The organism is Hyphomonas pacifica (genome assembly GCF_000682675.1).
GTDB classification, from domain to species: Bacteria; Pseudomonadota; Alphaproteobacteria; order Caulobacterales; family Hyphomonadaceae; genus Hyphomonas; species Hyphomonas pacifica.
On the sequence record NZ_AWFA01000026.1, the window covers coordinates 1 to 24,286 of the forward strand.

23 protein-coding genes and 1 tRNA gene are annotated in these 24,286 nt (G+C 56.7%); 15 read left to right on the forward strand and 9 right to left on the reverse strand.

The window, feature by feature from the left end; translation table 11 throughout:
• Positions 1–44: 44 nt before the first annotated feature.
• The 3 genes from HY2_RS09560 to HY2_RS09570 all read right to left on the reverse strand — a co-directional run bounded on the left by HY2_RS09560 (position 45) and on the right by HY2_RS09570 (position 2,741).
• A complete protein-coding gene (locus HY2_RS09560; protein WP_233346218.1) occupies positions 45–524 on the reverse strand; it encodes a polysaccharide biosynthesis/export family protein in 480 nt (159 codons plus the stop codon).
• 155 nt (positions 525–679) lie between these two features.
• Positions 680–1,516, reverse strand: coding sequence for a metallophosphoesterase family protein (locus tag HY2_RS09565; protein WP_051594888.1), 837 nt, complete (start codon positions 1,514–1,516; stop codon positions 680–682).
• Between the two features lie 112 nt (positions 1,517–1,628).
• Positions 1,629–2,741 carry a glycosyltransferase family 2 protein gene (locus tag HY2_RS09570; protein WP_233346790.1) on the reverse strand — a complete coding sequence of 371 codons (1,113 nt, stop codon included), beginning with the start codon at positions 2,739–2,741 and terminating at the stop codon, positions 1,629–1,631.
• Positions 2,742–2,874: 133 nt separating this feature from the next.
• Here HY2_RS09570 and HY2_RS09575 point away from each other — a divergent pair, with 133 nt between their 5' ends.
• From HY2_RS09575 to HY2_RS09590, 4 genes are all read left to right on the forward strand, one after another.
• Complete coding sequence (locus HY2_RS09575) at positions 2,875–3,165, forward strand: putative quinol monooxygenase (protein WP_034827123.1); 291 nt, start codon at positions 2,875–2,877, stop codon at positions 3,163–3,165.
• A gap of 15 nt (positions 3,166–3,180) precedes the next feature.
• On the forward strand, positions 3,181–4,404 hold the full coding sequence (locus HY2_RS09580; protein ID WP_034827071.1) for an acyl-CoA dehydrogenase family protein: 1,224 nt from the start codon (positions 3,181–3,183) through the stop codon (positions 4,402–4,404).
• Positions 4,405–4,451: 47 nt separating this feature from the next.
• Positions 4,452–5,855 (forward strand): MFS transporter, encoded by a 1,404-nt coding sequence (locus HY2_RS09585; protein WP_233346791.1) that lies wholly within the window; start codon positions 4,452–4,454, stop codon positions 5,853–5,855.
• Positions 5,856–5,923: 68 nt separating this feature from the next.
• Positions 5,924–7,345 carry a Do family serine endopeptidase gene (locus tag HY2_RS09590; protein WP_051594889.1) on the forward strand — a complete coding sequence of 474 codons (1,422 nt, stop codon included), beginning with the start codon at positions 5,924–5,926 and terminating at the stop codon, positions 7,343–7,345.
• Positions 7,346–7,363: 18 nt separating this feature from the next.
• Here HY2_RS09590 and HY2_RS09595 read toward each other — a convergent pair whose 3' ends face one another.
• Both HY2_RS09595 and HY2_RS09600 read right to left on the reverse strand, forming a co-directional pair.
• On the reverse strand, positions 7,364–8,623 hold the full coding sequence (locus HY2_RS09595; RefSeq protein WP_034827073.1) for a cytochrome P450: 1,260 nt from the start codon (positions 8,621–8,623) through the stop codon (positions 7,364–7,366).
• Between the two features lie 56 nt (positions 8,624–8,679).
• Positions 8,680–9,525, reverse strand: a complete 846-nt coding sequence (locus tag HY2_RS09600; protein ID WP_034827074.1) for a TauD/TfdA dioxygenase family protein — start codon at positions 9,523–9,525, stop codon at positions 8,680–8,682.
• Positions 9,526–9,584: 59 nt separating this feature from the next.
• Here HY2_RS09600 and HY2_RS09605 point away from each other — a divergent pair, with 59 nt between their 5' ends.
• The gene (locus tag HY2_RS09605) at positions 9,585–10,895 is read left to right on the forward strand and encodes a replication-associated recombination protein A (protein WP_034827076.1); all 1,311 of its coding nucleotides are present in this window, start codon (positions 9,585–9,587) and stop codon (positions 10,893–10,895) included.
• Between the two features lie 6 nt (positions 10,896–10,901).
• Positions 10,902–11,633, forward strand: a complete 732-nt coding sequence (locus tag HY2_RS09610) for an RluA family pseudouridine synthase (protein WP_034827078.1) — start codon at positions 10,902–10,904, stop codon at positions 11,631–11,633.
• Here the strand turns inward: HY2_RS09610 and HY2_RS09615 are convergent.
• Positions 11,615–12,619, reverse strand: a complete 1,005-nt coding sequence (locus tag HY2_RS09615) for an NAD-dependent epimerase/dehydratase family protein (RefSeq protein WP_034827080.1) — start codon at positions 12,617–12,619, stop codon at positions 11,615–11,617. The genes HY2_RS09610 and HY2_RS09615 overlap by 19 nt on opposite strands.
• 107 nt (positions 12,620–12,726) lie before the next feature.
• Complete coding sequence (gene sppA / locus HY2_RS09620) at positions 12,727–14,499, reverse strand: signal peptide peptidase SppA (RefSeq protein ID WP_034827094.1); 1,773 nt, start codon at positions 14,497–14,499, stop codon at positions 12,727–12,729.
• Between the two features lie 203 nt (positions 14,500–14,702).
• On the opposite strand from sppA, the gene HY2_RS09625 reads away from it, so the two are divergent.
• From HY2_RS09625 to HY2_RS09665, 9 genes are all read left to right on the forward strand, one after another.
• A tRNA-Gln gene (locus tag HY2_RS09625) sits at positions 14,703–14,777 on the forward strand.
• A gap of 410 nt (positions 14,778–15,187) precedes the next feature.
• Complete coding sequence (locus HY2_RS09630; protein ID WP_034827095.1) at positions 15,188–15,955, forward strand: DUF3450 domain-containing protein; 768 nt, start codon at positions 15,188–15,190, stop codon at positions 15,953–15,955.
• 32 nt (positions 15,956–15,987) lie between these two features.
• Complete coding sequence (locus HY2_RS09635) at positions 15,988–17,385, forward strand: MotA/TolQ/ExbB proton channel family protein (protein ID WP_034827096.1); 1,398 nt, start codon at positions 15,988–15,990, stop codon at positions 17,383–17,385.
• A 96-nt stretch (positions 17,386–17,481) separates the two neighbouring features.
• Complete coding sequence (locus tag HY2_RS09640) at positions 17,482–17,931, forward strand: MotA/TolQ/ExbB proton channel family protein (protein WP_241762402.1); 450 nt, start codon at positions 17,482–17,484, stop codon at positions 17,929–17,931.
• A complete protein-coding gene (locus tag HY2_RS09645; RefSeq protein WP_034827098.1) occupies positions 17,931–18,347 on the forward strand; it encodes an ExbD/TolR family protein in 417 nt (138 codons plus the stop codon). The genes HY2_RS09640 and HY2_RS09645 overlap by 1 nt, the downstream gene beginning before the upstream one ends.
• A 12-nt stretch (positions 18,348–18,359) precedes the next feature.
• Entirely contained in the window at positions 18,360–18,776 is a 417-nt protein-coding gene (locus HY2_RS09650; RefSeq protein ID WP_034827100.1) for an ExbD/TolR family protein, read from the forward strand.
• Positions 18,777–18,785: 9 nt separating this feature from the next.
• Entirely contained in the window at positions 18,786–19,412 is a 627-nt protein-coding gene (locus HY2_RS09655) for an energy transducer TonB (protein ID WP_034827101.1), read from the forward strand.
• A 173-nt stretch (positions 19,413–19,585) separates the two neighbouring features.
• Positions 19,586–20,272, forward strand: coding sequence for an energy transducer TonB (locus HY2_RS09660; protein WP_146617191.1), 687 nt, complete (start codon positions 19,586–19,588; stop codon positions 20,270–20,272).
• 196 nt (positions 20,273–20,468) lie between these two features.
• On the forward strand, positions 20,469–21,872 hold the full coding sequence (locus HY2_RS09665) for a tetratricopeptide repeat protein (RefSeq protein WP_034827102.1): 1,404 nt from the start codon (positions 20,469–20,471) through the stop codon (positions 21,870–21,872).
• Between the two features lie 83 nt (positions 21,873–21,955).
• On the opposite strand, the gene HY2_RS09670 is transcribed toward HY2_RS09665, so the two are convergent.
• Positions 21,956–23,305 carry a vWA domain-containing protein gene (locus tag HY2_RS09670; protein ID WP_034827103.1) on the reverse strand — a complete coding sequence of 450 codons (1,350 nt, stop codon included), beginning with the start codon at positions 23,303–23,305 and terminating at the stop codon, positions 21,956–21,958.
• A gap of 7 nt (positions 23,306–23,312) precedes the next feature.
• Positions 23,313–24,278 (reverse strand): AAA family ATPase, encoded by a 966-nt coding sequence (locus tag HY2_RS09675; RefSeq protein ID WP_081815005.1) that lies wholly within the window; start codon positions 24,276–24,278, stop codon positions 23,313–23,315.
• Between the last annotated feature and the right edge of the window lie 8 nt (positions 24,279–24,286).

A 24,286-nucleotide genomic window follows, 5' to 3' on the forward strand; every position in this document is an offset into this window, starting at 1 on the left:
CTAAAGGTTAACGCCGCCCCGCTGATGTCTGGTTGTCATATAGACTAGAAAATGCGTTCTTCGATGCGCAGTGTGTCGCCTGGCTTAACTGCTGTGGAGGTATCAAGACGATACGCTACTTCCTTGTTGGAATCCGCGCTTTTGATAAAGACGACGTTCTTCTTGGCCCGGTAGGTGAAGCCGCCCGCAGCTGCCACGGCGTTCAGAACAGTCAGGCCGGAGGAGTACGGATACTCGCCTGGAGAGCCGACTTCGCCCAGAACGTAGTAGGGGCGATAATTGGTGACTTCCACACTGACGCGTGGGTTCAGGATGTAATCACCATCCAGTTTTTCCACGATCTTGCTTTCCAGCTGCGGTGTGGTCAGACCGAGGGCATCGACCTGGCCGACGAGGGGCAGGGAAACCGCACCGGTTCCGTCCACTTCAAATTCGCCGGAAAGATCCTGATGACCGTAAACATTGATCCGCAGCTGATCACCAGTGCCTAGAGTGTAAGCGCTGACCGCGCGGGTTTCCGCCATATCGGCGGAAGAGCTTCCTTGAGAAATTGCGTTTGTGGCTTGGCACCCGGCCAGAACAAGGAATGCGCCTGCAAGAAATGCCAGGCAGACTGTGCGAATGGTATGCATGTACCCGTACTCCATTTGTTGTGCGGTCCCCGCCGCCAGTTCGTCTCTTAAGCGGGACTGGTTTCCAGAAAGCTGACATCCTTGCCGAAAAGCTTCGCGGCAGAGAGGCGGCCACTAATAAAGGCACCGGTGTCGAGCCCGATCCGGCGATTGTCGTGATGAACGTCTTCAGCCGGCGTGTGACCATGCACGACAACATGGTCAAATTCACGGCTGTCATCGAGGAATTCGTCGCGGATCCAGAGCAGATCGCGTACCGTTTGCTCCTCGATCGGTGTGTCAGGCCGCATGCCGGCATGCACGAAGAGATAGTCTCCAGCGATGTGGTATGGCTTCAGAGAGCGGTAAAACTCCAAATGTTCCTGTGGCAGGCGCTCCCGGAACTGCGTCCACACCATTTCCCAGGCTTTCTGCGCTTCGGCCATGGCATCATGTGATCTCAGGCTGGCGCGCGTATTCGGGGGCTGGAAGCCATAGGAGTACAGGGTTTCTCCGCCGCCATATCGTACCCATTGCTTGCCGAAGCTGGCATCGTCCAGGAAGCGCAGCAATGCCTCCTCATGGTTGCCCATCAGAAAGACTGTCTCAAAATCGCTCAGCTGGTCGCTGATCAGAAAATCGATCACATCGCGCGATTGCAGGCCACGGTCGATATAATCGCCGAGGAAGACAATCGTCCGTTTTGTGCCTCCGGGCAGGGACTGGCTGTCTTTCCGGATTTGCTCGACCAGCTTTTCCAGCAGATCGCGGCGGCCATGGATGTCGCCGATCGCATACAGGCATTCCCCTGCCGGGGCTTTTGACACACGTGTAGCAGTCGCTACAGGTTCGTGGCGAATATCGGCTTCAACTGTTTGCTGTTGAAGGCCAAAGCCCTTGCGCATTCTGGCGCGCAAAGAAGTCGTCGAGCGGGTCAATTGACCCAGTCTCGCAATGAAAGACCTCTGAATTTGCTGCGTCAGCTTTGACATATTTGCTCGATGGTTAACATCTTATTTATAGTGTTTTTTGCCCAAAAACCAATGGAAACGCCCGTCGGTCATGCTTTGGGAACAGCGTCTCTCGCAAGAATCCTGCCGCCCAACTCATATGCATGGTCCCGGATGCCAGGCCGGCCAGGAGACCGCAGCTCGACCGCTTCCAGGCAGTGACGGCCAGCGAAGCGAGTGCCAACACGCCCAGATAGCCAAGAGGCAGAATTGCTGCTGGCCAGAAGAATGGGGTGACAAGTGCTCCGGCAATGCTGGCGATCAGGGCCAGGACCGGGATTGCCTGTCTCAGTTTGAGAGGGCGCTTGTGCTTGCGGGCCGTGCGTGCGCGGCCTTTGCCGTAATTGAAGTACTGACGGGCCAGGGCGCGGACACTGCCGCGGGGGACATAGCTGATACGGATATCGGCATCCAGATAGATGCGCCCGCCCGCACTGACGACGCGCTCATCATATTCGGCGTCTTCATTATGGGAGAAGGTTTCATCATAGCCGCCAATCATCTGGAATACGGCCAGATCAAAGCCGGCATGGTGCCCATGATCAACATAGCCTGATTTTGTACCGCCACGATGCGCCGAGCCGCCAGAGCCGAGTGGCGTATCCACGATCCAGGCATTGGCCTTTTCGAAGCAGGTTTCGCCGACAGCATCCATCGGGATGACCACGGAGGCGGCTTTTGTGGTTTCAAGGGCGTCGGCCACTTTGATAATGAAGTTAGGCGGGTAGATGGAATGGGCATCACAGCGGACCAAGAAGCGGGTCTCCTCTCCAGCATGTTGCTCGGCCGCCAGGTTTAACGCGGCAGATTGCAGCTTCTTGGGATTATGGAGAACGCGCAGATTTGGGAATTCACTCTTCAGGCGCTCGACGATCTCAACGGTCCGGTCGGTGCTTCCGCCATCTGCAATGGTCAGCGGCACTTTCCTGAGACGGTCATCACCATCCATGAGTGACCGGATGCATGTCTCAATATGACGCTCTTCATTGAGTGCGGGAATTACAGCCAGCACGGAAGGTGCTGGTGCTTCCTTTACAAGACGTTCTGCCGTTCTTTCCATTACGTCGCCAATCATCGCAGCCTCTGATGCAAACACACAGAGGTCTGGAGCAAAATCCATTCCATTTTCAGGGATTCTGGCAAGACGGTTTCGCCTGACGCACGTATTAGGCGCTGCAGCCCTCCCTTACGTTAGTCTTGCCGCAGCCCGTGAACCCCCTAAGGATAGCCAAAACGCTATGGAGGAAAATGTCATGATTGGTGTTGTCGCGAAACTGAACATTCAGGATGGCAAACAGGACGAGTTTGAACAGGTCGCGAAGGATCTCATGGCCAAGGTGAAGGCGAATGAGCCTGGTTGCCTGACCTATCAGCTCTACAAGTCCAAGAAGAATGCTAATGGCTATATCTTCATGGAGCAGTACGCCAACAAGGAAGCTTTGGAAGCACATGGCAAGACAGATTACTTCCGGGCGGCGGGCGCCAAGATGGGTGGTTGCCTCGCGGGTGCACCAGATGTGCAATATTACGACATCGTAGAATAGCGCGGCGGTAGACTCATGGATCTCTCATTCACGAAGGAAGACCTTGAATTCCAGCAGGACGTCAGGGATTGGATCGCCGAAGCCTACACGCCTGAACTGCGCGCCAAGATGGCCATGTCCAAGAATGGCTATCTGGACAAGCAGGGCCAGATCGAGTGGCAAAAGAAGCTATATGAGAAGGGCTGGGTCGCTCCGAACTGGCCTGAGCAATATGGCGGACCGGGACTCAGCCCGTCAGAACGCTATATATTGAACATGGAGCTGTCCGCTGCCGGAACACCGACGGTCAGCCCGATGGGCATTTCGATGGTCGCGCCGGTGCTTATGGCGTTTGGCTCCGAAGAGCAAAAGCAGAAATATCTGCCGCCCATCCTGCGTTCAGATGTCTGGTGGTGCCAGGGGTATTCAGAACCGGGCGCCGGATCAGACCTCGCCTCTTTGCAGATGAGCGCGGTGCGCGACGGCGATGATTATGTGCTGAATGGTTCAAAGATCTGGACTACGCACGCCCAGTGGGCGGACATGATTTTCTGTCTCGTGCGCACCTCGAAAGAGGGCAAGCCGCAGGAAGGCATCAGCTTCATCGTCTTCCCGATGACGCTTCCGGGTATCACGGTCTCTGCACTGCCTACTCTGGACGGCCCGCTGGAAGGTCAGCAGGAAATCAATCAGGTCTTCTTCGAGAATGTCCGCGTACCGGTTGCCGAAGCGCTGGTGGGAGAGGAGAATAAGGGCTGGACCTATGCCAAATACCTGCTCCAGTTCGAGCGAGGCAACGCCTATGCGCCTGGCCTGCGCAACCTTCTTAAAAAGGCCCGCAAGATTGCCAGCGTGGAACAATCGAATGGCGAAGCGCTGATCCGTGACGCAGACTTTGCCCGCAAGCTGGCGGCGATGGAGATCAAGATCGACAGCCTGGACGCGACCGAGCAGCGTATCTTCTCTGCCCTGTCAGCAGGTCAGGCCGTCGGTCCGGAAAGCTCCATGCTGAAATGCGAGGGCTCTGCCACACAGCAGGCAATCACCGAATTGGTTCTTGAGGCGACCGGCACCTATGCGGCGCCCTTCGTGCAGGACAGCTTCGCTGTCGCGCGCGGCGGTCAAAATGCCGACATTGCCACGCCGCAATATGCTGTGCCCGTTGCGCCGAGCTACTTCAATTATCGCAAGACTTCGATCTATGCGGGCTCCAACGAGATCCAGCGGAATATCATGGCGAAGATGGTGCTCGGCTTGTGACCTCTACTGCCATACCCCCATTACGGCGGCCCGGACTGTTCACTCAGTTGGCTTATGGCTTTGGGGGAACAGCGGAGGGCATCAAGAATAACGGTTTCGACTATTTCCTGCTGTTCTTTTACAGCAACATACTGGGAGTCGATGCCGGCAGCGTCGGGTTGGCGCTACTGATTGCGCTGGTGGTTGATGCCATTTCCGATCCGGTGGTTGGCTATTGGTCAGACAATCTTCGTACCCGGTTGGGGCGGCGACATCCCTTCATGTATGGCGCGCTCATCCCAGTCGCGATTGCATATTTCCTGGCCTGGAACCCGCCGACCGGTCTCAGCGGGAATGACCTCTTTCCATGGCTGGTGGGCGTGACGATCGCAGTGCGACTGGCCTTCACCTTCTATGAGGTGCCCAGCAATGCGCTGGCTGCAGAGCTGACCGCTGATTATGATGCGCGAACGTCCCTGATGTCGTTTCGTTATTTCTTTTCCTGGATGGGCGGCCTGTCGATCCAGATACTGCTGCTGTTCTTTCTGCTGACCCCGACGGAAGAGGTGCCAAATGGCTTCCTCAATCTGGCGGGCTGGAATACGTATGGCCTGATTGCGGCGGTCTGCATCATGATTGCCGTAGGTGTCTGCGCGGGTGGCACGCATCGGCATATCAAGCATTTGCGGGCTCCGCCGATCGCGCGGAACCTCACCCTGGGCAAGATCTTCTCGGAGATATTCGAGACAATCTCCAACAAATCCTTCCGCGCGTTGTTCCTGGCGACATTATTTGGTCTCTTGGCGACCGGCATTTCGGCGACCCTGAACCAGTACATCAACACGATCTTCTGGGGCTTTGGTCCAAAGCAGATCGCGGGGCTCACTGTGGCCGTCTACATATCGGCTATCCTTGCCCTGATCGTCGCGCCGATTGCGGGCAAGCTGTTCGGAAAGAAACGTGCAGCCATCATGATCGGCGCCTTCGCTTTTACCATTGCGCCTTTGCCCGTTATCTTGAGGCTTTTCGGTCTGCTGCCACCAAATGGCACCGAGGCACTCTATAATATTATCCTGGTGATTACGGTATTCGATGTGGCGCTGATCATCGCTACCCAGATGCTGATGGGTGCCATGGTGGCCGATATCGTGGAGGACAGCGAACTGCAGACGGGCAGGAGGTCAGAAGGCATATTCTTTGCCGGCATCAGCTTCATTCGCAAGTTGTCACAAGGGGCCGGAGTCATCACAGCCTCCTTTGTTCTGGCGGCTGCGGGACTCAGCCAAGGGGTGGCTGCAAAAGCCCCAACAGAGGAGTCTATCCGCCAGCTTGGCATCGGTTATGCGGGCTGTTTGCTAGGCGCGTGGACGCTGATGCTGCTCTGTGTCTGCTTCTACAGGATCAGCCGCGACAGCCATGCGGCGAACCTTGCCGCTCTGGCTGCGCGAGATGGAAATGAGACAACTCCCTGAAAAACCTCACTGAATTGTCATAATTTGCGGAATTGCGCCCCGCCTCACGCCGCAATAGAGCCATAGTCATGACCCATACACTCCGCATGACAAAACACGTTTCGAAGTTCCTGGTTATTGCAGGACTTTCGGTGCTGGCCCTTCTAGCGATTGCCCTGATGCCGCTCTATGCGAGCGCGCAGCGATTGCCAGAGTCTCGGGCGGAGATAAACCTCACTTTCGCGCCGCTGGTTCGCGAGGCCTCGCCTGCCGTGGTGAACGTCTTCACGGAGCGTACCGTGACCAGCCGCGTCTCACCCATGGAACAACTACTCTACGGCAATATCCCTCCCCAACAACGCAAGCAGAGCTCTCTTGGCTCCGGCGTCATTGTCGGGTCGGATGGTGTTATCGTCACGAATAATCACGTTATTGAGGGCGCTGACACGTTTCGCGTCGTGCTGAGCGACCGCCGGGAATATCCGGCAGAACTGGTTCTGGCAGATGAACGCACGGATCTTGCGGTCCTGAAGATTGATACTGAGGGCGCGGTTCTGCCGACATTGCCCTATGCGGATACGCGCGCCGTACAGGTTGGTGATCTTGTGCTTGCGATCGGCAATCCGTTCGGCGTTGGCCAGACAGTGACCAGCGGCATCATCTCTGCCACGGCCCGGACTGATGTGGGCATTTCTGACTATGCCTTCTTCCTTCAGACCGATGCGGCCGTGAACCCCGGCAATTCTGGCGGCGCACTGGTCAATGCCAAGGGCGAACTGGTCGGGGTGAATACTGCGATCTTCTCCCGCTCTGGGGGGTCCAACGGAATCGGCTTTGCCATTCCGGCCGAGATGGTGAAGCGGGTGGTCGATGCTGCTATCAATGAAGGCACCTTTGTGCGCCCATGGCTCGGCCTGGCGGCGCAGACGGTCAGCTATGACATAGCCAAGGCGCAAGGCCTGGAACGGCCTGTCGGCGTGATGGTGACGGAAGTTTATGCCAAAGGCCCCGCAGATGATGCAGGCCTGCGCCGGGGAGACCTGATCACGGCGATTGATGGACGTGAAGTGTTTGACGAAAAGGGCCTTAAATTCCTGGCAGCCATCCGCAATCCGGGTGAAGCTGCTCGCCTGACCGTGCTACGTGGCGGACGCCCGCAAACAATTGCCGTAACGGTTGAACCGCCTCCCGGTGCGACAGAGGCTGACATTGTTCTCATGGAAGGCCGTAATGCCTTTTCCGGCGCACGCGTTGTGGAACTGTCTCCGCGTCTGGCGGAGGAGAACGGCCTGGACCCATTCCAGAAAGGGTCTGGCATCTATATTTATTCTGTGGCTCGTCGGTCCATCGCCCGCAACTTCTTTCGTCCGGGGGATATTATCCGATCAGTAAACGGAGTTTCTACCAAGACCGTCAAGGAATTGCAGTCTGCTGTCAAACAAGACAGCAATTCCTGGGATGTCGAGATCGAGCGTAATGGCCGCACGGTGCGGGGCACTGTGCGGCTGTAATCAGCTCTATCCTTGCTTTTATGCTTTTGCGTGCAGGATGACCGGCAGCTCTTCGTATCCGAGGACGAAATTGGACAGGACGCGGCGCGGTTCCTTTGTTACTTCAACCCGCTCGAAACGGTTGATGATTTCTTCCCAAAGGATGCGCAACTGCATTTCCGCGACGCGGTTGCCCATGCACCGGTGAATGCCGAAGCCAAAGGACAAATGACGGCGTGCATTGGGCCGGTCGATCAGGAATTCATCGGCCCGGTCAATGACCTCCTCATCACGATTGCCGGAAACGTACCACATCACAACCTTATCGCCCTTGTGGATTCTCTGCCCGCCAAGTTCCGTATCTTCTGTAGCGACCCGTCGCATGTGTGCGAGAGGTGTCTGATAACGTATGATCTCTGATACCATATTAGGGATCAGGGAGGGGGCTGCTCTCAGCTTGTCATATTCTTCGGGGAACTTGTTCAGGAAGTAAACGCCACCGGAAATGGAATTCCGTGTCGTGTCATTCCCGCCCACGATCAGCAGCATCAGATTGCCGAGTAGCTCGATTGGGTTTTTCACCATGTCCTTGGTGTCTTCGCTGTGTGCGAGCAGTGAGATGAAATCGAATTTGCGCGGTTCGCTTGCGCGCTGGTGCCAGAGTTCAGTGAAACTGGCGAGGCACTCATTGAGGTGCTTCATCCGCCATTCCATGTCTGCCCCTGCAACGCCGACAGCATCAGACGTTGTCGCCACGTCCGACCAGAAGGGCAGCTTGTGACGGTCCTCGAACGGGTAATCGAACAAGGTGGCAAGCATCTGCGTTGTCAGCTCAATTGAAACCTTTTCCACCCAATTGAACTCTTCGCCCACAGGCAGGCTGTCCAAGATGTTGCAGACGCGCTGGCGGATCAGGTCTTCCAGTTCCGACAACTGGCTGGGTGCGACAGCGGGCTGTGCGGCCTTGCGCTGGATGTCATGGATCGGCGGATCCTTGGCTATGAACATCGGCGGCTGGAACTCATCGGATGGATCGCCAATCACAATGCTCGGCTCGGATGAGAAGAGCTTGTGATTGGAATCCACGGCGATGATGTCATGATATTTGGTAACGGACCAATACGCGCCGACTGAGCTTTCAGGGCAGAAATGCACAGGGGCCTCTTGTCGAAGGCGGCGGAAATACTCCCCCTGCATATTGTTCTGATAGATCTCAGCCCTTGAAACATCGAAGTCTTCAAGGGGCAGGCTCCATGGGTCCGCAACGCCGGACTCCGCCTGATGCAGCGTGTCTGCCATTATATTTCCTCCCGGTTTTTCTTTTCACTCTACGTGTGAAACGGGAGGAGGGCCAGCTATCCACTCGCGCCAATTGTTGTGCGGTGCAACAGACGTTCATGCCCCTGATAGCCACCGGTCGCCATGTGCAGCAAGCATCTATTGTCCCACATGATTAGCATCTTTTCCTGCCATTTATGCCGGTACTGGAACTCTGGGCGGGTCTGCCAACGATATAGTTCTGACAGGATATCCCAGCCTTCCTCATGCTCCACACCTGCAATCCCGATAATATAGCCAGCACAGCCGAACAGGCTTTCCCGCCCGGTTTCCGGATGCTTGCGGATGAAGTTGTGACGCTCGGTTGCCTCGGCGTCTGCAGAGGGCATGATAGTCATGCTGCGCCCGGCGGCCTTGTCGACATCGCCATAGACGCCTTCGGGGGAATAGGCATTGCGGGCGGAATGAATGGCGTGCTTGCCTTCGATCTTCTCACGCAGCTCAGGCGGCATCTGTTCCAGTGCCATGTACTGGTTTGCGAACAGCGTGTCGCCGCCCTCCGGAGGAATGGTAATGCCAAAAAGACAGGTGCCTTTGGGAGGGCGTTTCTGAAAGCTCCAATCCGTATGCCAGGTATCGGCAAAGATCGGGGCCGTTTCATCGGCGGCACGTTTCACCGCAATTATATGATCATGGCCAGGAATTGGCGCGATGAAAGGATCATCGCCAAAGGGCCCGAAATAGAGAGTGAAACGCTCAAGGTCCTCATTCGTCATATCCTGATCCGGAAAAGAGAGAACTTGATGTTCCAGCCAAGCGGCATGGATGTCGTCAATTGTATTCTGGTCGAGGGGCCGGGTCAGATCGACACCGCGGATTTCCGCGCCGCAAGCTTGATCCGATGGGGTGATTTTCAGCGTCATCTGTTGTCTCCTCCACTTGCCACCTTATCACGCGCATCATTCACGCCTAGAAGACACGTATGAGTGACTTATTCAGTGCATCCGGGCTTTCTGAAGGCGCGCCGCAGCCATTGGCTGACAAACTGCGACCGCAACTTCTTGATGAGGTTGTCGGGCAGGATCATTTGCTGGGACCGGATGGTGCCCTGAAGCGCATGCTGGAGGCGGGGCGTCTGTCCTCCATCATTTTCTGGGGGCCTCCGGGCGTGGGCAAGACGACGATCGCCCGCCTGCTGGCTAAGGAAACCGATCTGGAGTTCGAGGCCATCAGCGCTATTTTCTCCGGCGTGAAGGATCTGCGTGCGGCATTTGATCGGGCTGAGAACCGCCGTTCCATGGGCAAAGGCACCTTGCTGTTCGTGGATGAGATCCACCGCTTCAACAAGGCGCAGCAGGATGGCTTCCTGCCTTTTGTGGAAAAGGGCGTGGTCACGCTGGTTGGTGCGACAACAGAGAATCCGAGCTTTGAAATCAATGGCGCCCTGCTGTCTCGCTGTCAGGTGCTGGTGCTGAAGCGACTGGAGACGCCGTCTCTGGAAACACTGGTCCAGCGTGCCGAGAAGGCCGAGGGCCGCCCTCTGCCGGTCGAGCCCAAAGCGCGTGATGCTTTGCTGGACATGGCAGATGGTGATGGACGCTACATGCTGAATCTGGTCGAGCAGGTCTATACCTTTGCCGGTAAGGGCAAGGCGCTGACCGTAGAGCAGATGTCCACCGCTCTGCAGAAACGTGCACCTGCCTATGACAAGAGCGGGGAAGGGCATTACAATCTGATCTCCGCGCTGCATAAGTCCGTACGCGGATCGGATCCGGATGCGGCTATGTACTGGTTTGCACGTATGCTGGAAGGTGGCGAAGACCCGCGCTTCATTGCGCGCCGGCTGGTCGTCATGGCGAGCGAGGATATTGGTCTCGCAGACCCAACTGCGATGATGGTTGCCGGAGAGGCGGCGCGTGCCTTCGAGCGGTTGGGGGAGCCGGAAGGCCTGATCCCGCTGGCGCATTGCATTGTGCACCTTGCGACTGCCCCGAAATCCAATGCGTCTTACATGGCCCTGAAGCTCGCCCGTAAGGCCGCACGTGAAACCGGCAGCCTGATGCCACCCAAGCATATCCTCAACGCGCCCACCGGCATGATGAAGGATCAGGGCTATGGGGATGGCTACATTTATGATCACGATACGGAAGAAGGTGTTTCCGGACAGGACTATTTCCCTGAAGAGATGGACCGCCAGCAATTCTATGTGCCTACAGGACGCGGACGCGAAAAGCCGATTGTCGAGCGCATGAAGTACATCTCAGACATTCGCGCGCGTCACAAAAAGGGCTAAGCCGTCATGCGCAACAGACCCCTTCCCGAACTCAGTGCCAAAGATGCGGACTATGCCCGCAGTCTTGTTCTGCATGAAGACAAGAGCGTGATCGTCTTTAACAAGCCTGCGGGCCTCGCCGTACAGGGCGGCGGCGGTGTGGATCGCTCGTTGGATGATTTGCTCGTCGCATTCGCCAAGTCGAATGGCAAGAAGCCTCGGCTGGTCCACCGGCTGGACCTGGGCACATCGGGCGTGGTCATCGTGGGACGTACAAAACCTGCGACGGCCTTCCTGTCAGAAGAGTTCGCGACACGCCGCGCCAGCAAGACTTATCTGGCCCTGGTCGAGGGGCCTCTGCCACAATCCGATACCGGGCTGATGGAGCAGTCTCTGGTAAGGGTGGAAGAGGGTGGGCGGCCCCGCATGATCGTGGCGTCACCGGGACGCAAGGGCGCGCAAAGCGCCGTCACCTATTGGCGGGTTCTGGCGAGAACGGACACGCACGCGCTTATGGAGTTGAAGCCTGAAACAGGGCGGATGCATCAGATTCGCATACACCTGTCGGCTTCCGGGTCTCCGATCCTGGGGGATCATCTTTATGGTAGGGGGAGAAAATCAGCTGATCGCCTGATGCTTCACGCGGCGGCACTGGAGATCGGCCATCCGGATGGCAACCGTGCGACTTATGGTGCAGAAGTACCAGATGACTTTAGGGCCAAGGCTGAAGTGCTGGGGCTTCACTCAGGCTTGAAGTAGTCTCGATACCAATCAACGAAGGCTTTCACGCCCGTGCGTACATCTGTGGTGGGCGTGTAGCCGGTGATTGCTTTGAGAAGCCTGACATCGGCATAGGTCTGCTTCACGTCACCGGGTTGCATGGGCACCATGTTCTTGACGGCCGTCTTGCCGATGGCATCTTCGATGGCTTCAATATAGTCCATCAGTTTAACCGGCATGGCATTGCCGATGTTGACAAGGCGATATGGTGCCAGCGGGCTGAGCGAATCTCCGCGCGAAACCGGCTCTCCGGCAACGGGTGGATGGTCCATCAGTCTACGGATGGACTCGACCAGGTCATCAATATAGGTGAAGTCTCGTTGCAGGTCGCCATGATTGTAGACGTCAATCGGCTCGCCTTTGAAAATCTTGTCCGTAAACAGGAAGAAGGCCATGTCCGGGCGTCCCCACGGGCCATAGACGCTGAAGAAGCGGAGCAGGGTAGTTGGCGTGCCATACAGATGGGAATGGCTGTGCGCGATCAGTTCGCTTGAGAGTTTGGTCGCTGCATAGATCGTCAGTGGATGCGGCGCGGCGTCTGTTTCCTCGAACGGGAATTTCTGGTTCGCGCCATAGGCTGAACTTGTGGACGCCATGACCAGATGCTTCACGCCTCTCAGACGCGACAGCTCAATCACGTTGAAAGAGCCAACAATATTCGCCGCGATGTATTCCCGGGGGTGATCCAGGCTGTATCGCACGCCAGCTTGGGCGGCGAAGTGCACGACAATTTCCGGCTGGAAGGAATCAAACACAGCCGTCATTGCCGCTTCGTCTTCCACGCGGATCTTGTGCATCTCGAATGTATCGAAAGACGTCAGCCGTGCGACGCGGTCATGCTTCAGCTGCACGTCATAATAGGGGGTATAGCAGTCAACGCCCGCGACTTGATGGCCTTCCTTCAACAGGCGAAGGGCCAGTTCACTTCCGATAAAGCCGGCGGCGCCGGTGACCAGGATCTTCATGCGTCTTGCTTCCTCAGTCGCTGCGGTAGACGATTGCTGTTGTCGGCACAATAGAGAAGGGCCCTTCCGGTTTAGAAGGGCCCTTCTTCATTCTCTCGGTAATGTTATCAATTCGCGCGCAGGCGAGGCCCCATGGCCTGGGCTTCACCGGCGTTCACCGCGTCCATTACGGAAAGCTCCTCGACCAGCGCCTGCATGCGGTCATCCCCAGCTATACGGCTCAGCATTGCAGCGGCTTCCACGGTTTCGGAAGACACGCCGAACAGGCTTTCCAAGGCTTCAAAGCCGGTTGGACGGTGAGGATAATAGACGAGGCGCGGCGTCACATCTACATCAATACCGCCAAGTTCCTTGGCTTTCTCGATGGCGTCCATGTAAGTGCCCAGCTCATCCACAAGGCCCTTGTCGAGAGCGTCCTGGCCACTCCAGACGCGGCCGCGGGCGACTTCGTGCACTTCGTCATAGGTCATGCCGCGACCTTCGGCGACGATGTTCAGGAAGCGATCATAGCCACGCTTCAGGCTGGCCTTGACGGTGGCTTCCTGTTCCGGCGTGAACGTGTCGACGCCATAGGCATCGGCGAACTCGCCGCCTACGCTGATTGTGTCGAAGGTGACGCCCAGCTTGTTGAAGGCGCCGGCAATGGCGAACTTCCCACCGAAGATGCCGATGGAGCCAGTGATGGTTGCGCGGTTGGCGACAATATAGTCCGCACCAGCAGAGACATAATATCCCCCGGACGCGGCCAGCGAGCCCATGGAAACGACAACCGGCTTGCCTTTGGCCTGCACGCGTTCGATGGCGTTCCAGATCTGGTCTGCCGCAACCGGAGAACCGCCGGGGCTGTCGACGCGGAAGACAATGGCCTTCACCTTGTCATTGTCGCCGGCATCCAGGATTGCTTGAGCGATCTGGTCAGAAGCAAATCCCGCCGGAGATGAGAAGGGCGAGCGGCCAGTGGCTCCGCCAGTCACAACCGCGCCTTCACCTCCAACGATAGCAACCATTGGTGCACGTACAGGCAGGGAAGGCGGCATATAGCTGATCAGGTCAAGCATTTGCGCGCCCTTGCCGGCGCGTTCCAGGGCAGCATCGCTTGCCTCTTCCGGATAGCCGGTCTTGTCGAGCAGCTTCTGGGAGATTGCGTCTTCGGCCGGGATCGGCCCGCTTTCAAGGGTGGTCTTTACGGCCGCCTTGTCCAGCCCGCGGTCAGAAGCGATCTCTTCAAGCGCGGTCGACCAGAGCGATTCGGCCAGTTCGGTCATCGCGCGGCGATGCGGCTCAGTATAAGATGTCTCATTATAAGAGTTCGGCGCGTTCTTGTATTCGTAGAAGGGGTAGATTTCCGGGGTTACGTCGATCTTGTCGAAGAGGCCTTTGAGGAATTCCGTCTCGAACGTCACGCCCGGAACCACGAGGTCAGACCCTGGCTGAATCCAGATTTCGTCAGCCGCCGCAATCGACCAGTAGGCGGATGGGCCATTGATACCCATCGTGCCCTGAGTATGGGCAATGACGAACTTGCCTGAGTCGCGGAAGCTGTGCAGCGCCTGGCGCAATTCTTCTGCGCGGGAGCTGCCAGTGCCGACAAAGGCCCCGCGAATGTAGAGGCCCTTCACGGTATCATCGGTCTCGGCTGCCTTAATTTTGGTCAGAAGGTCAATAAAGCCTGGCGTTTGTGCAAACGCTGCAAAACCTCCTGTCGGCGCCTGATCGGAAAACTCCGTGTTCAGGTCCAGCGACAAGACCACGCTGTCTGGCCGGTCAGGCTTCGAACTTGCAGCTCCCATGATGAGCAGCATGAAGAAGCCGAACACCAGAATGATGAAGATGAACATGGCGGCAAGTGCGCCAGCCATGGAAAGGAAAAAGGTTCTCATAAGAGGAGAGTCTCCATGCGCACGGACGGGGAGTAATATATTTCGATATTCGATATTTCCGATTATCGATAAAAAGTAAAGAAGCCTATATCAGTGTTGGGCAAAATCGGCAGGCCACAGGCCTTTGTCTGCAGAAACCACACAGAAAGGATGAGATCGGGTGTTGCCAGCCCGATCAAGAGTGGCTATCTCGGCGCCTTCATTGGGGTGTCGCCAAGTGGTAAGGCACCGGTTTTTGGTACCGGCATTCCCAGGTTCGAATCCTGGCACCCCAGCCACTCATCTGCCTATTACAAGTCTACGAGATTGGTAGCGCAGGACAAATATTGCCCACTACTGTATCCCCCCGGTTGCCATCGCAGAACCGCCGGATATTTTCTAAATGAATCGTAAAGTGACTTGTTGATCGATAGATCGAGGATTGTTAAGCCTCGACGGGACCAATTAAGGGCGTTGCGATCCCTGCGCTGTAATGGCAAAGGGTATAACACAGAGAGCGGCCCACGCTCCAAAGCTCAGGGGAGAGGTCGGGCGTCTCCGCGCCTTTCGGCTTCCAGATAACTCAGGCCACTTTTGTGTGTTTGGCCATGGCATTGAAACCGGGACGTCCTCATGAGCAGGACGCCTGACTGTCGAATTCTTGCGCGCAATAACTGCGCGACCGTTTGGAGAGTGAGAGGCAAACCTCATGATGAAACTTCTGTCACCAGCTCGCGGCGCTATCGCCGCTGCGCTGATTGTGGGACTGGCCGTGCCGGCTCAGGCCCAGCTGCGCGAAGCGCTCAATACCGGCGAGCAGGCCACCCGGCGCGCCGAACAAGTTCAAGAGCAGATCAATCAGCTGGACGACAAGCGCACCGATATGGTCCGCGAATACCGTACTCTGCTTCAGCGCCGTGATGCCGCTGATCTGTACGCCAAGCAGCAAGAGCTTGTGGTTCAGAGCCAGGAAGAAGAAATTGCTTCCCTGACCGAACAGCTCGGCTCAATTGATGACATCACAGCACAAACCGTCCCGATGCTTCTGGGCATGGTTGAAGACCTGAAAACCTTCGTTGCTGCAGACCTTCCTTTCAAGCAGACAGAGCGCCAGGCACGCCTTGAAGGCCTCGACGCCATCATGACGACGCCGAACGTTACTCCGGCTGAACAGTATCGTCTGATCATGGACGCCTATCAGGCCGAAATGGAATATGGCCGCACGATCAGCACATGGCAGGAAGAGATCACCATCGACGGTAACCCGACGACGGTTGACATGTTCCTCTATGGGCGCGTTGCACTGGTTTATGTGACGCCGAACGGCAAAGCTGCTCGTTACAACCGCACCACTGGTGAGTGGGAAGCGCTCAAAGGCGGCTATGTTGCAGACATCGACAAAGCCATCCGCGTGGCTCAGGCGAAAGCTCAACAAGACGTTCTGTTCGCACCTGTCCAGAAGTTCTCCGTCGAGTAAGCGGCGCACCCGGGAATTAAGAGGTAGTATAGATGATGAATTTCAAATCCTCGCTGAAGGCTCTGGGTGCGGCTACGCTGCTCGGCCTCGGCTCGTTCGCGGTATCTGCTCCGGCAACCGCGCAATCACTTCAAGACGTTCTCGCGAAGGTCAAACAGGACTCCAACCAGATGACGGCTGAAGACCAGCAGCGTCTGCGTGAGTTCCAGTCCGACACGGCTGCTCAAGAAGCCAAGATGGCTGACGCCCGTGGCGCTCTGAATGCTGCAGAAGCTCGTGGGCGCGCCCTCAGCGCACAGTTCGACGCCAACGAAGCCACGCTGGCAGATCTGGAAAGCCAGGTTTCCGAACAGGCTGGTGACTTTCAGGAACTGCTCGGCCAGTTCCGTACCGCTGCTGGCGAAACCATGCCGGAGATTGCGAACTCCTTCGCAAACTTCGACTATCAGGGCCGCGTTGAAGGCATCGCCGAAATCGCTGAAGCTCGTACCCTTCCGAACCGCACTCAGCTTGAGCGTCTTCCGAAAGCCATGCTTCAGGAAATGATCGCTCAGTCCGAAGTCAAATCCTTCAACGCAATGGTTGACGGTATTGGTCCGGATGCATCCAACGCTGACGCTGAAATCATGCGCGTCGGTGTGTTCACCGCGGCGACGGTTGACGGCACGAAGTTCATCGAAGTCAAAAAGAAAGACGACGGTGAAACCTTCCTCCAGGTCTTTGCGAAACAGCCTTCCGGCGCTTACGCATCTTCCATGAAAAGCCTGATCAATGCTGGCCCGGACCAACTGGTCCGCGCACCGGTTGACCCGTCCAAGGGTAACCTGTTCGGCATCCTCGGCGACCTGCCGGTCCTGTCTGACCGCATCAAGCAAGGTGGTCCGGTTGGTGCCGTGATCATGGCTCTGCTGGCTGTTGGCCTGCTGCTCGGCATCTACAAGATCTTCATGCTGTTCACGATGGGCGGCGCAATGCGCAAGACGGCGAAAACCCGTCAGGCTGGCGACGGCAACCCGCTGGCTCGTGTGTTCGAAGTCTACGAACAGAACAAGCAGAACGATATCGAAACGCTGGAACTCAAGCTCGACGAGCAAATCCTGCGTGAGAGCCCGCGCATCGAGCGCTTCAACGACATCATCAAGGTTCTTGCTGCTGTCGCACCGCTGCTCGGTCTGCTCGGTACGGTTATCGGTATGATCATCACCTTCACCTCGATCACGATCTACGGTGCAGGCGATCCGAAACTGATGGCTGGTGGTATCTCCGTTGCCCTTATGACCACGGTGTTCGGTCTTGTGGCTGCTATCCCGCTCCTTCTGGTTCACGCCATCGCGGCCTCCATGGCACGTGGCAACCAGCAGATCCTCGACGAACAGGCCGCTGGCCTCGTCGCCGAGAAAGCGGAATCCCTGCGCGGGGCGGTGGCGTAAGCCACCCCCCTCGTTCAGTTCGAGGAGTAACCCGATATGGGTTTTGCAGAATTACAAGCTTTCCTCGATCGTGGCGGTCCAGTGTTGCTGGTCATTATGCTCGCAACATTCTTCATGTGGGGTCTGATCCTGGAACGGTTGTTCTACTTCAGATTTGCCCACAAACAGGTGGCCGCAGAAGCGATTGCGGAGTGGCGTTCGCGCTCCGACAGGAAATCCCGACTCGCTCACTGGGTGAAAGACAAGCTGGTCTCTGAAGTCCGCATGAAAGCGGAACAGAATGTCCAGCTGACCAAGGCCATGGTGGCGCTCGCGCCGCTGCTCGGTCTGCTCGGCACGGTGACCGGCATGGTTGCAGTGTTCGACATCATGGCGATCACCAGCGGTGCAGATGCCAAGGCCATGTCGGCCGGTGTGTCTCGCGCAACGATCCCCACGATGGCCGGCATGGTCGCGTCTCTCTCAGGCATTCTTTTCACGTCCGGTATGGACCGCCGGGTTAGCCGTTCGGTTCAACAGGTAGAAGACGCGATGGAGATTGGCTGATGCGAGGACGTACCCAAAGAGCCCCAGAAGAGGCGAATGTTGACCTCACCCCAATGTTGGACGTGGTCTTCATCCTGCTCATCTTCTTCATCGTGACGTCGACTTTTGCCCAGGAAGAAACGCTGGGTCTTGAGCCGCCGCCACCACCGGCGCCAGAGACGGACCAACAGAACCAGGTTCCTGCCATTTTGATCTATATTGATGAGTCCAATCTCATCACAGTGAATGGCCGAGCGACCGATATTGGATCTGTTCGTGCAAATATCGAGCGTGTTCGGGCCGAGAACCCGGAAAGCCAGGTTGTTATCCAGGCTCATCCGAAGTCCAAAAACGGTGTGATCGTTCTGATCCGGGACGCCGCATATAGCGCTGGTTACACGACAGGGGTTAACCTTGTCCTGTCCCAGACAGAGTAGGAGGAGCACGATATGGCACGCAGAAAACGTCAAGCTGCTTCCGGTGGTGGTGCCGAGGATGATGTCAACCTCACGCCAATGCTGGACGTGGTGTTCATCCTGCTGATCTTCTTCATTGTGACGGCACAATTCATCAAGGAGCCTGGTGTTCCGATTGTCCGTCCGGAAGTGGATAACAAGGCCCAGGCCAAGCCTCTGGCTATCCTGGTCGCCATCAACGCGGAGAGTGAGATCTATATCGACAAAAAGGTCGTGGATCCCGACGAAGTGTCTTTCACCATCAAACAGATGCGCGAAGACAATCCACGTGGTAAGATTGTTGTTCAGGCAGACGTAAACTCTGAAGCTGAAGTCCTGGTTGATCTCATGGAGGCCATCAACAAGATCGATGGTGCGACAGTGATCGATATTTCGGCGAAGAGAGATTAGGAGACCGCTATGTTCAACAGTCCTTTCCTCCGCCTGCTGGTCGCTCTCGGAATTGCGGTTCCGGTTGTTTATCTTCTTTTCCTTCTGATGAGTGCGCTCATCAGCGTCAAGGAAGTCAAACTCGACCAGAGCGAGCAGCGCGTGTTGACGGCGATCACGCCACAGAAGCAAGATACTGATGTGCGGGTGCGCCAGCGTTCCAAGCCGAAACGTATCGACTCGGCTCAGAAGCCGCCGCCGCCGCCGAAAGTGTCTGCCACCAAGTCGCAGATCAATCTGCCGACACCGAAAATTGAAGGTGCCGCGCCAACCGATCTGAACCTTGGCCGCATGGACTCTCTGGCCATTGATCCGGTTGCCATCTCTGACCGGGATGCCCAGCCGATCCGTCCGCCAATGCCATCTTATCCGCAACGTGCGGCTGAGCGCGGCATTGAGGGCACCTGTGAAGTTCGCTTTGATGTTGATACACGCGGCAAGCCGTACAACATCCAGGCAACATGCTCGGATAGCGTGTTTACACGTGAAGCTGAGCGCGCAGTTGGCCGGGTGGAATTTGCGCCGAAGATCATTCGGGGTAAGGCCGCTGAGCGTCGCAACGTGGTCTATCCGCTGGAGTTCAAACTGTCCAACTAAGGACAAGGTGAATTCAAGACTAAGAAAAGGGCGTCCTTCGGGACGCCCTTTTTCTTTGTTTTACATGAGTTTTTTGGTCGGGCGCATGAGATTATTTTTCGGGATAGAAACCTCTTTACGCTAGGTAATAGTTATGTAATATTATTACAATAATTTTATGAGGAGGATGCTACGTGACAACATCAACGATGTCTCACATGCCGGGCAAGTTTGCCAGGGCGTGGTCACCCTGGTTGATGAATGCTCGGCAGCGGCTGTTGGCTTCTGCACTGCCGGCAGCATTGGTCACGGCAGGCCTGTTTGGCGCGATGACAGGACTGATCCAGGTCAGGGAGGTTCAACTGGCACCTGCCGAGACGCGCATCCTTGAAAGTATAGTCTATTCCCATGAAGAGCCGTCGGATGTGATATACAGGCATGAGTTTCCTGCCATCCCAGAAGCTGCGACCCCACCGCCGCCGCCTCAGGTCAGCGCGGCGTCCAAGGGGGTATCCATGCCGCCAATAGTTCTGGCGGGAAGCGCACCGCAAGGACTTCCGATTGATCACATCAAACCTATACTAACCGGACCCCAGCCCATAGGGGACCGTATTGCAACGGCTGTCCGGCTGCCCATGCCAACATATCCCGCCTCGGCGGTATCCAGAGGGTTGGAGGGAGATTGCGATGTGCGCTTTGATATCGCGCCTCGTGGAACGCCCTTCAACGTGAAGGCAAATTGCACGCATTCCATCTTCGAATCGGAGGCCCGCAGGGCTGTCGAGCGGGCCGAGTTTCTGCCTCAAATTGTGAACGGTCACGCGGTTGAGTCGTATGGAGCGGTTTACCCCTTGGAGTTTCGCTTTGATTCGGGCCGATAATAATGAAAACTCTGTAGTACAGCGTTGACGCAGAAGGCTGCATGGACCCATATTCACCATGAAACGCTACAGATTTGTACATGGCAGACGCGCGCGCATAAAAAGCGTTATAAAGCGCGCGGAAGTCCTTGATCCTGCCGGTCAATTCCGGTTGAAAGAGCTGAACCCCGCGGGTCCTGCGGACAGGAGAGGAAATATGGGATTTAAAGCAACCCTCAAAGGTGCCGTCTTTGCCGGCATGATGGTCGCCTTCGGTGCGGGCGCTGCAGCAGCGCAAACGTGTGAAGAAACTCAATTCTCGTCGAAAACAGGTGAAATTTACCTGAAGGCTGAACAGGCCGCGATGGGAGAGAAGAACTTTGCCGCTGCAGCCCAGGCAATGAGCCAGCTTAAGTCGATGGAGCTGAACTGCTACGAAGAGGGCGCTGTCCTCAAGCTGTCTGCTTACATCAACATTGAGCGTGGCGACCGCCAGGCTGCTGTGCGCGACCTGCTCACGGCCCTCGAGAAAGGCTATATCCCCCAAAAGGATGCTGCCGGAACCTATTACAACATCGCCCAAATCTACCTTCAGGATGAAAACGTCGACAAGGCGCTTGAGTACATGAAGAAATGGCAACAGGCTGGTGGACAGCCTGATCGTCAGCAGAAGTGGCAGCTGGCCGTGCTGTATCAGCGCGTCGATGATTTCAAGACCGCCATCAAGTGGGCTGAAGAAGTCAAACGCGACGACGGCAGCAAGAACTACAAGCAGGAAGTCTATGACCTGCTGATCTATCTGTACAACCAGGTGGATGATAAGGCGAAGCTGGCTTCCATCCTTGAAGAAGTCCTCGTTCGCAACCCCACAGAGCGTAAGTATTGGGATGCGATTGCCGGTAATTATTATGCCGCAAACGAAGAGCGCAAAGCGTTCGAAGTTCAGAAAGCCATGTATCTTGCTGGTCTGTTGACCAAGGAAGAAGAAATCATGCGCGTTGTGAACTTCTACAACCGCTTCAACGCGCCTTACCACGCCGCCAAAATCCTTGAAAAAGAGATGAATGCTGGCCGTGTCAGCAAGAACCTCGACCATCTGGAGCTTCTGGCGAACCTGTATCAGGTCGCTCGCGAGCACGAGAAAGCCATTCCGGTGATCCGCCAGGCTGCTGATGCCGGCGGCGGCGGTGCGATGTATGAGCGTCTTGGCCGTTCCTATGCTGACCTCCAGCAATGGGACGAAACCGAAAACGCCTTGCAGAAAGCCCTTCAAATGGGCGGCGTGAAAGACCGCGGCACAGCTTGGGTCATGATCGGCCAGTCCCGTTATGAACGCGGTGACCGCTCTGGTGCCCGTGAAGCCTTCCGCCAGGCTGGCAACCGTGCTGGCAGCAGCTGGATTCAGTTCATGAACTCCGAAGAAGCCACGGCATCTGCTCTGGTCTGCTTCGAGGTTCAGGCCGCTTATCTTAACGTAGAGAACGAAGCGAAGATCTGTAAGCGCCTCGCTGTTCTCGGCGAAGACAATGTGCCAGAGAACTGCAAATCGGTTCCGGAGCGCCTGAAGGCAGCCCAGGAGAAGTTCCAGGCAACGCCAGAGTGTAAAGCTCAGGCCAGCTAAGGCTTCCAAAACGGAATAAAGAAAAAGCCTCGGTTTCTGACCGGGGCTTTTTTTCATGCTTTGATGTGTGTGTGGCTTGGCGGTTAGTTATACGCACTCAGCACATCGTCTACGGCGCGTTCCAGGTCTTTCAGCGTCGCAACATGGCTCATCTGATTGCAGTAGGGGTGATATCGCGGAATTTCGCTGTCTCCGGTGCCCCACAAGCCAGGGCCTTCCGGGTTCAGCCAGATTGTACGCTTGGCGCGGCTGGCAAAATCCCGGAACAGATCCGTTCGCGGATCACCATAATTGGAGCGGCCATCTCCTATCACCATCAGAGTGGTGCGGCGGTCAATCAGCTGTTCATGGTCCACTTTCAGGTCTGACCAGGCCTGACCATAGCTGGTCGAGCCGAGCCCCGCCACGCGCATGATCTCTGCCATCGCGTCCTCAAAGGGCTTGTCTTCCAGATACTCGTCCACCTCATACAGCCGGCCCGAAAACGCAAAGGCGTGCAGGTCCGGAACCACATCCTTCATCGACCATAGCAACAACAACAGGAAGCGGACATATTGGGCAACCGAGCCCGAGACGTCGCAGACGACAACAATCTTTGGCCGCTCGCGCTTCTTCTGCCGCCAGATGACGTTGAAGGGGACGCCGTCCATGCCGGCATTGGCCCGCATTGTGCGGCGCACATCCAGTTGCCCGCGAGACTTTTTCCTGCGTCGGCGGGAGTGCTTTACAGCAAGTCGCTTGGCAATCTTGGCGACGAGCACTTTCATACGCTCCATGTCGGAACGGTCGAGTGCAGAAAGGCGCTTGCTGGCGGCATAGTCCTCGCGGAACTGGCGGGTTTCGCCTTTGCCGAAAACGTCAAAAGCCCTTTGCGCACGCTCTCTTGCACGATTGGTCAGATCACGGCGCATCTCGATCAGGCGCTCAGCCTCGGCTTCGCCCTCATCCGTATGCTGAGACAGTGCATCCAGCAGGCGGGACTGCAAGGATTCGCCGCCCATCTGTTTCACCATCTGCTGCGCATAATAGGCCACCTGAGTGGAGAAGCGGATATCGTCCACCTCTGCGGCGCTGGCTGCCTTTTCGATTGCGGTCGTGATGGCCGTTTCGTCGCCAGACTCCATCAGCTCGACGAGGTCCTGCTGGACGTCCTTGGCGGCGGTATCGGAGTTTGCCTCCTGGTTCTGATCGGATGACTCACCACTGCCGAGCGGCGTGTCCTTGCGCGAGAAGTATAGATCGAACAATTCGTCGAATGTCACCTTCTCATCCGGTGACTTAGCCAAAACGCAGCCAAGCGTATCCTTCAGAAGTGTTCTGTCCGAATAGCCAACCAGGGCGACGGCGCGCACGGCATCCAGGGCTTCACCCGTTGAAACCCGGACATCGGATGACCGTAGTGCGCGAATGAAGCTGGTGATCTGCCGGTCCATGCCGGCCTCAATATGGTGAAGCGCGCCCGGAAGCTGATTGTCCGCTTGCGGCCTGCCTTACAAGTTTGGGGATGTCCGTTGTGACGGCCGCAATATCGCTCTCATGCTTCAGCAGGACATTCAGTGTGTCGCGCACAAAGGTCTCGTCCAGAGTGTTCGCGTGCAGCAGTAGCAGGGTCTTGGCCCAGTCCACCGTCTCTGCAATGGAGGGCCGTTTCTTGATATCCAGTTTACGGATGGACTGGACAAAACCGACCATCTGGTCAAGCAGGGTTTCGGAGATGCCCTCCACGCGCGCCTGAACAATGCGCTGTTCGCGCTTGTGGTCCGGAAAGCCGATATGCAGGTGCAGACAGCGGCGCTTCAGGGCGTCGCCAAGCTCCCGCACATTGTTCGAGGTCAGAATAACGATCGGCGGAACATTCGCCCGAATGGTGCCGATTTCCGGAACCGTCACCTGGTAATCAGACAGGACTTCCAGCAGGAAAGCCTCGAACTCCTCATCGGATTTGTCTATCTCGTCTACCAGCAGCACGCTGCCGGCAGACTGGCGCATGGCGGTCAGCAGGGGGCGGGCTTCCAGGAATTGCTCGGAGAAGAAAAGGTCTTCGAACGTGCCCAACTCGCTGAGGGAAGCCTCCAGCGTTTGGGCGTCGCCGATCACATCGTTCAGTTTCTCTTTCAGGATCTGGGTGTAGAGCAATTGCTTGCCATACTTCCATTCATACAACGCCTTGCCTTCATCGAGGCCCTCATAGCATTGCAGGCGCAGAAGCGGCACATCCAGCCAGCGCGACAGCGAAGCGGCGAGATCCGTCTTGCCGACGCCCGCCGGGCCTTCGATGAGGATGGGCTTGCGCAGGCCATGAGCCAGAAAGACAGACGTGGAAATCGGGCGCGTGGAGATATACCCCACGGATTCAAGGCCAGCCGTAATGGCCTCGATGGAGGTCATGGGCTCGTAGCCAGTAATCAGATCGT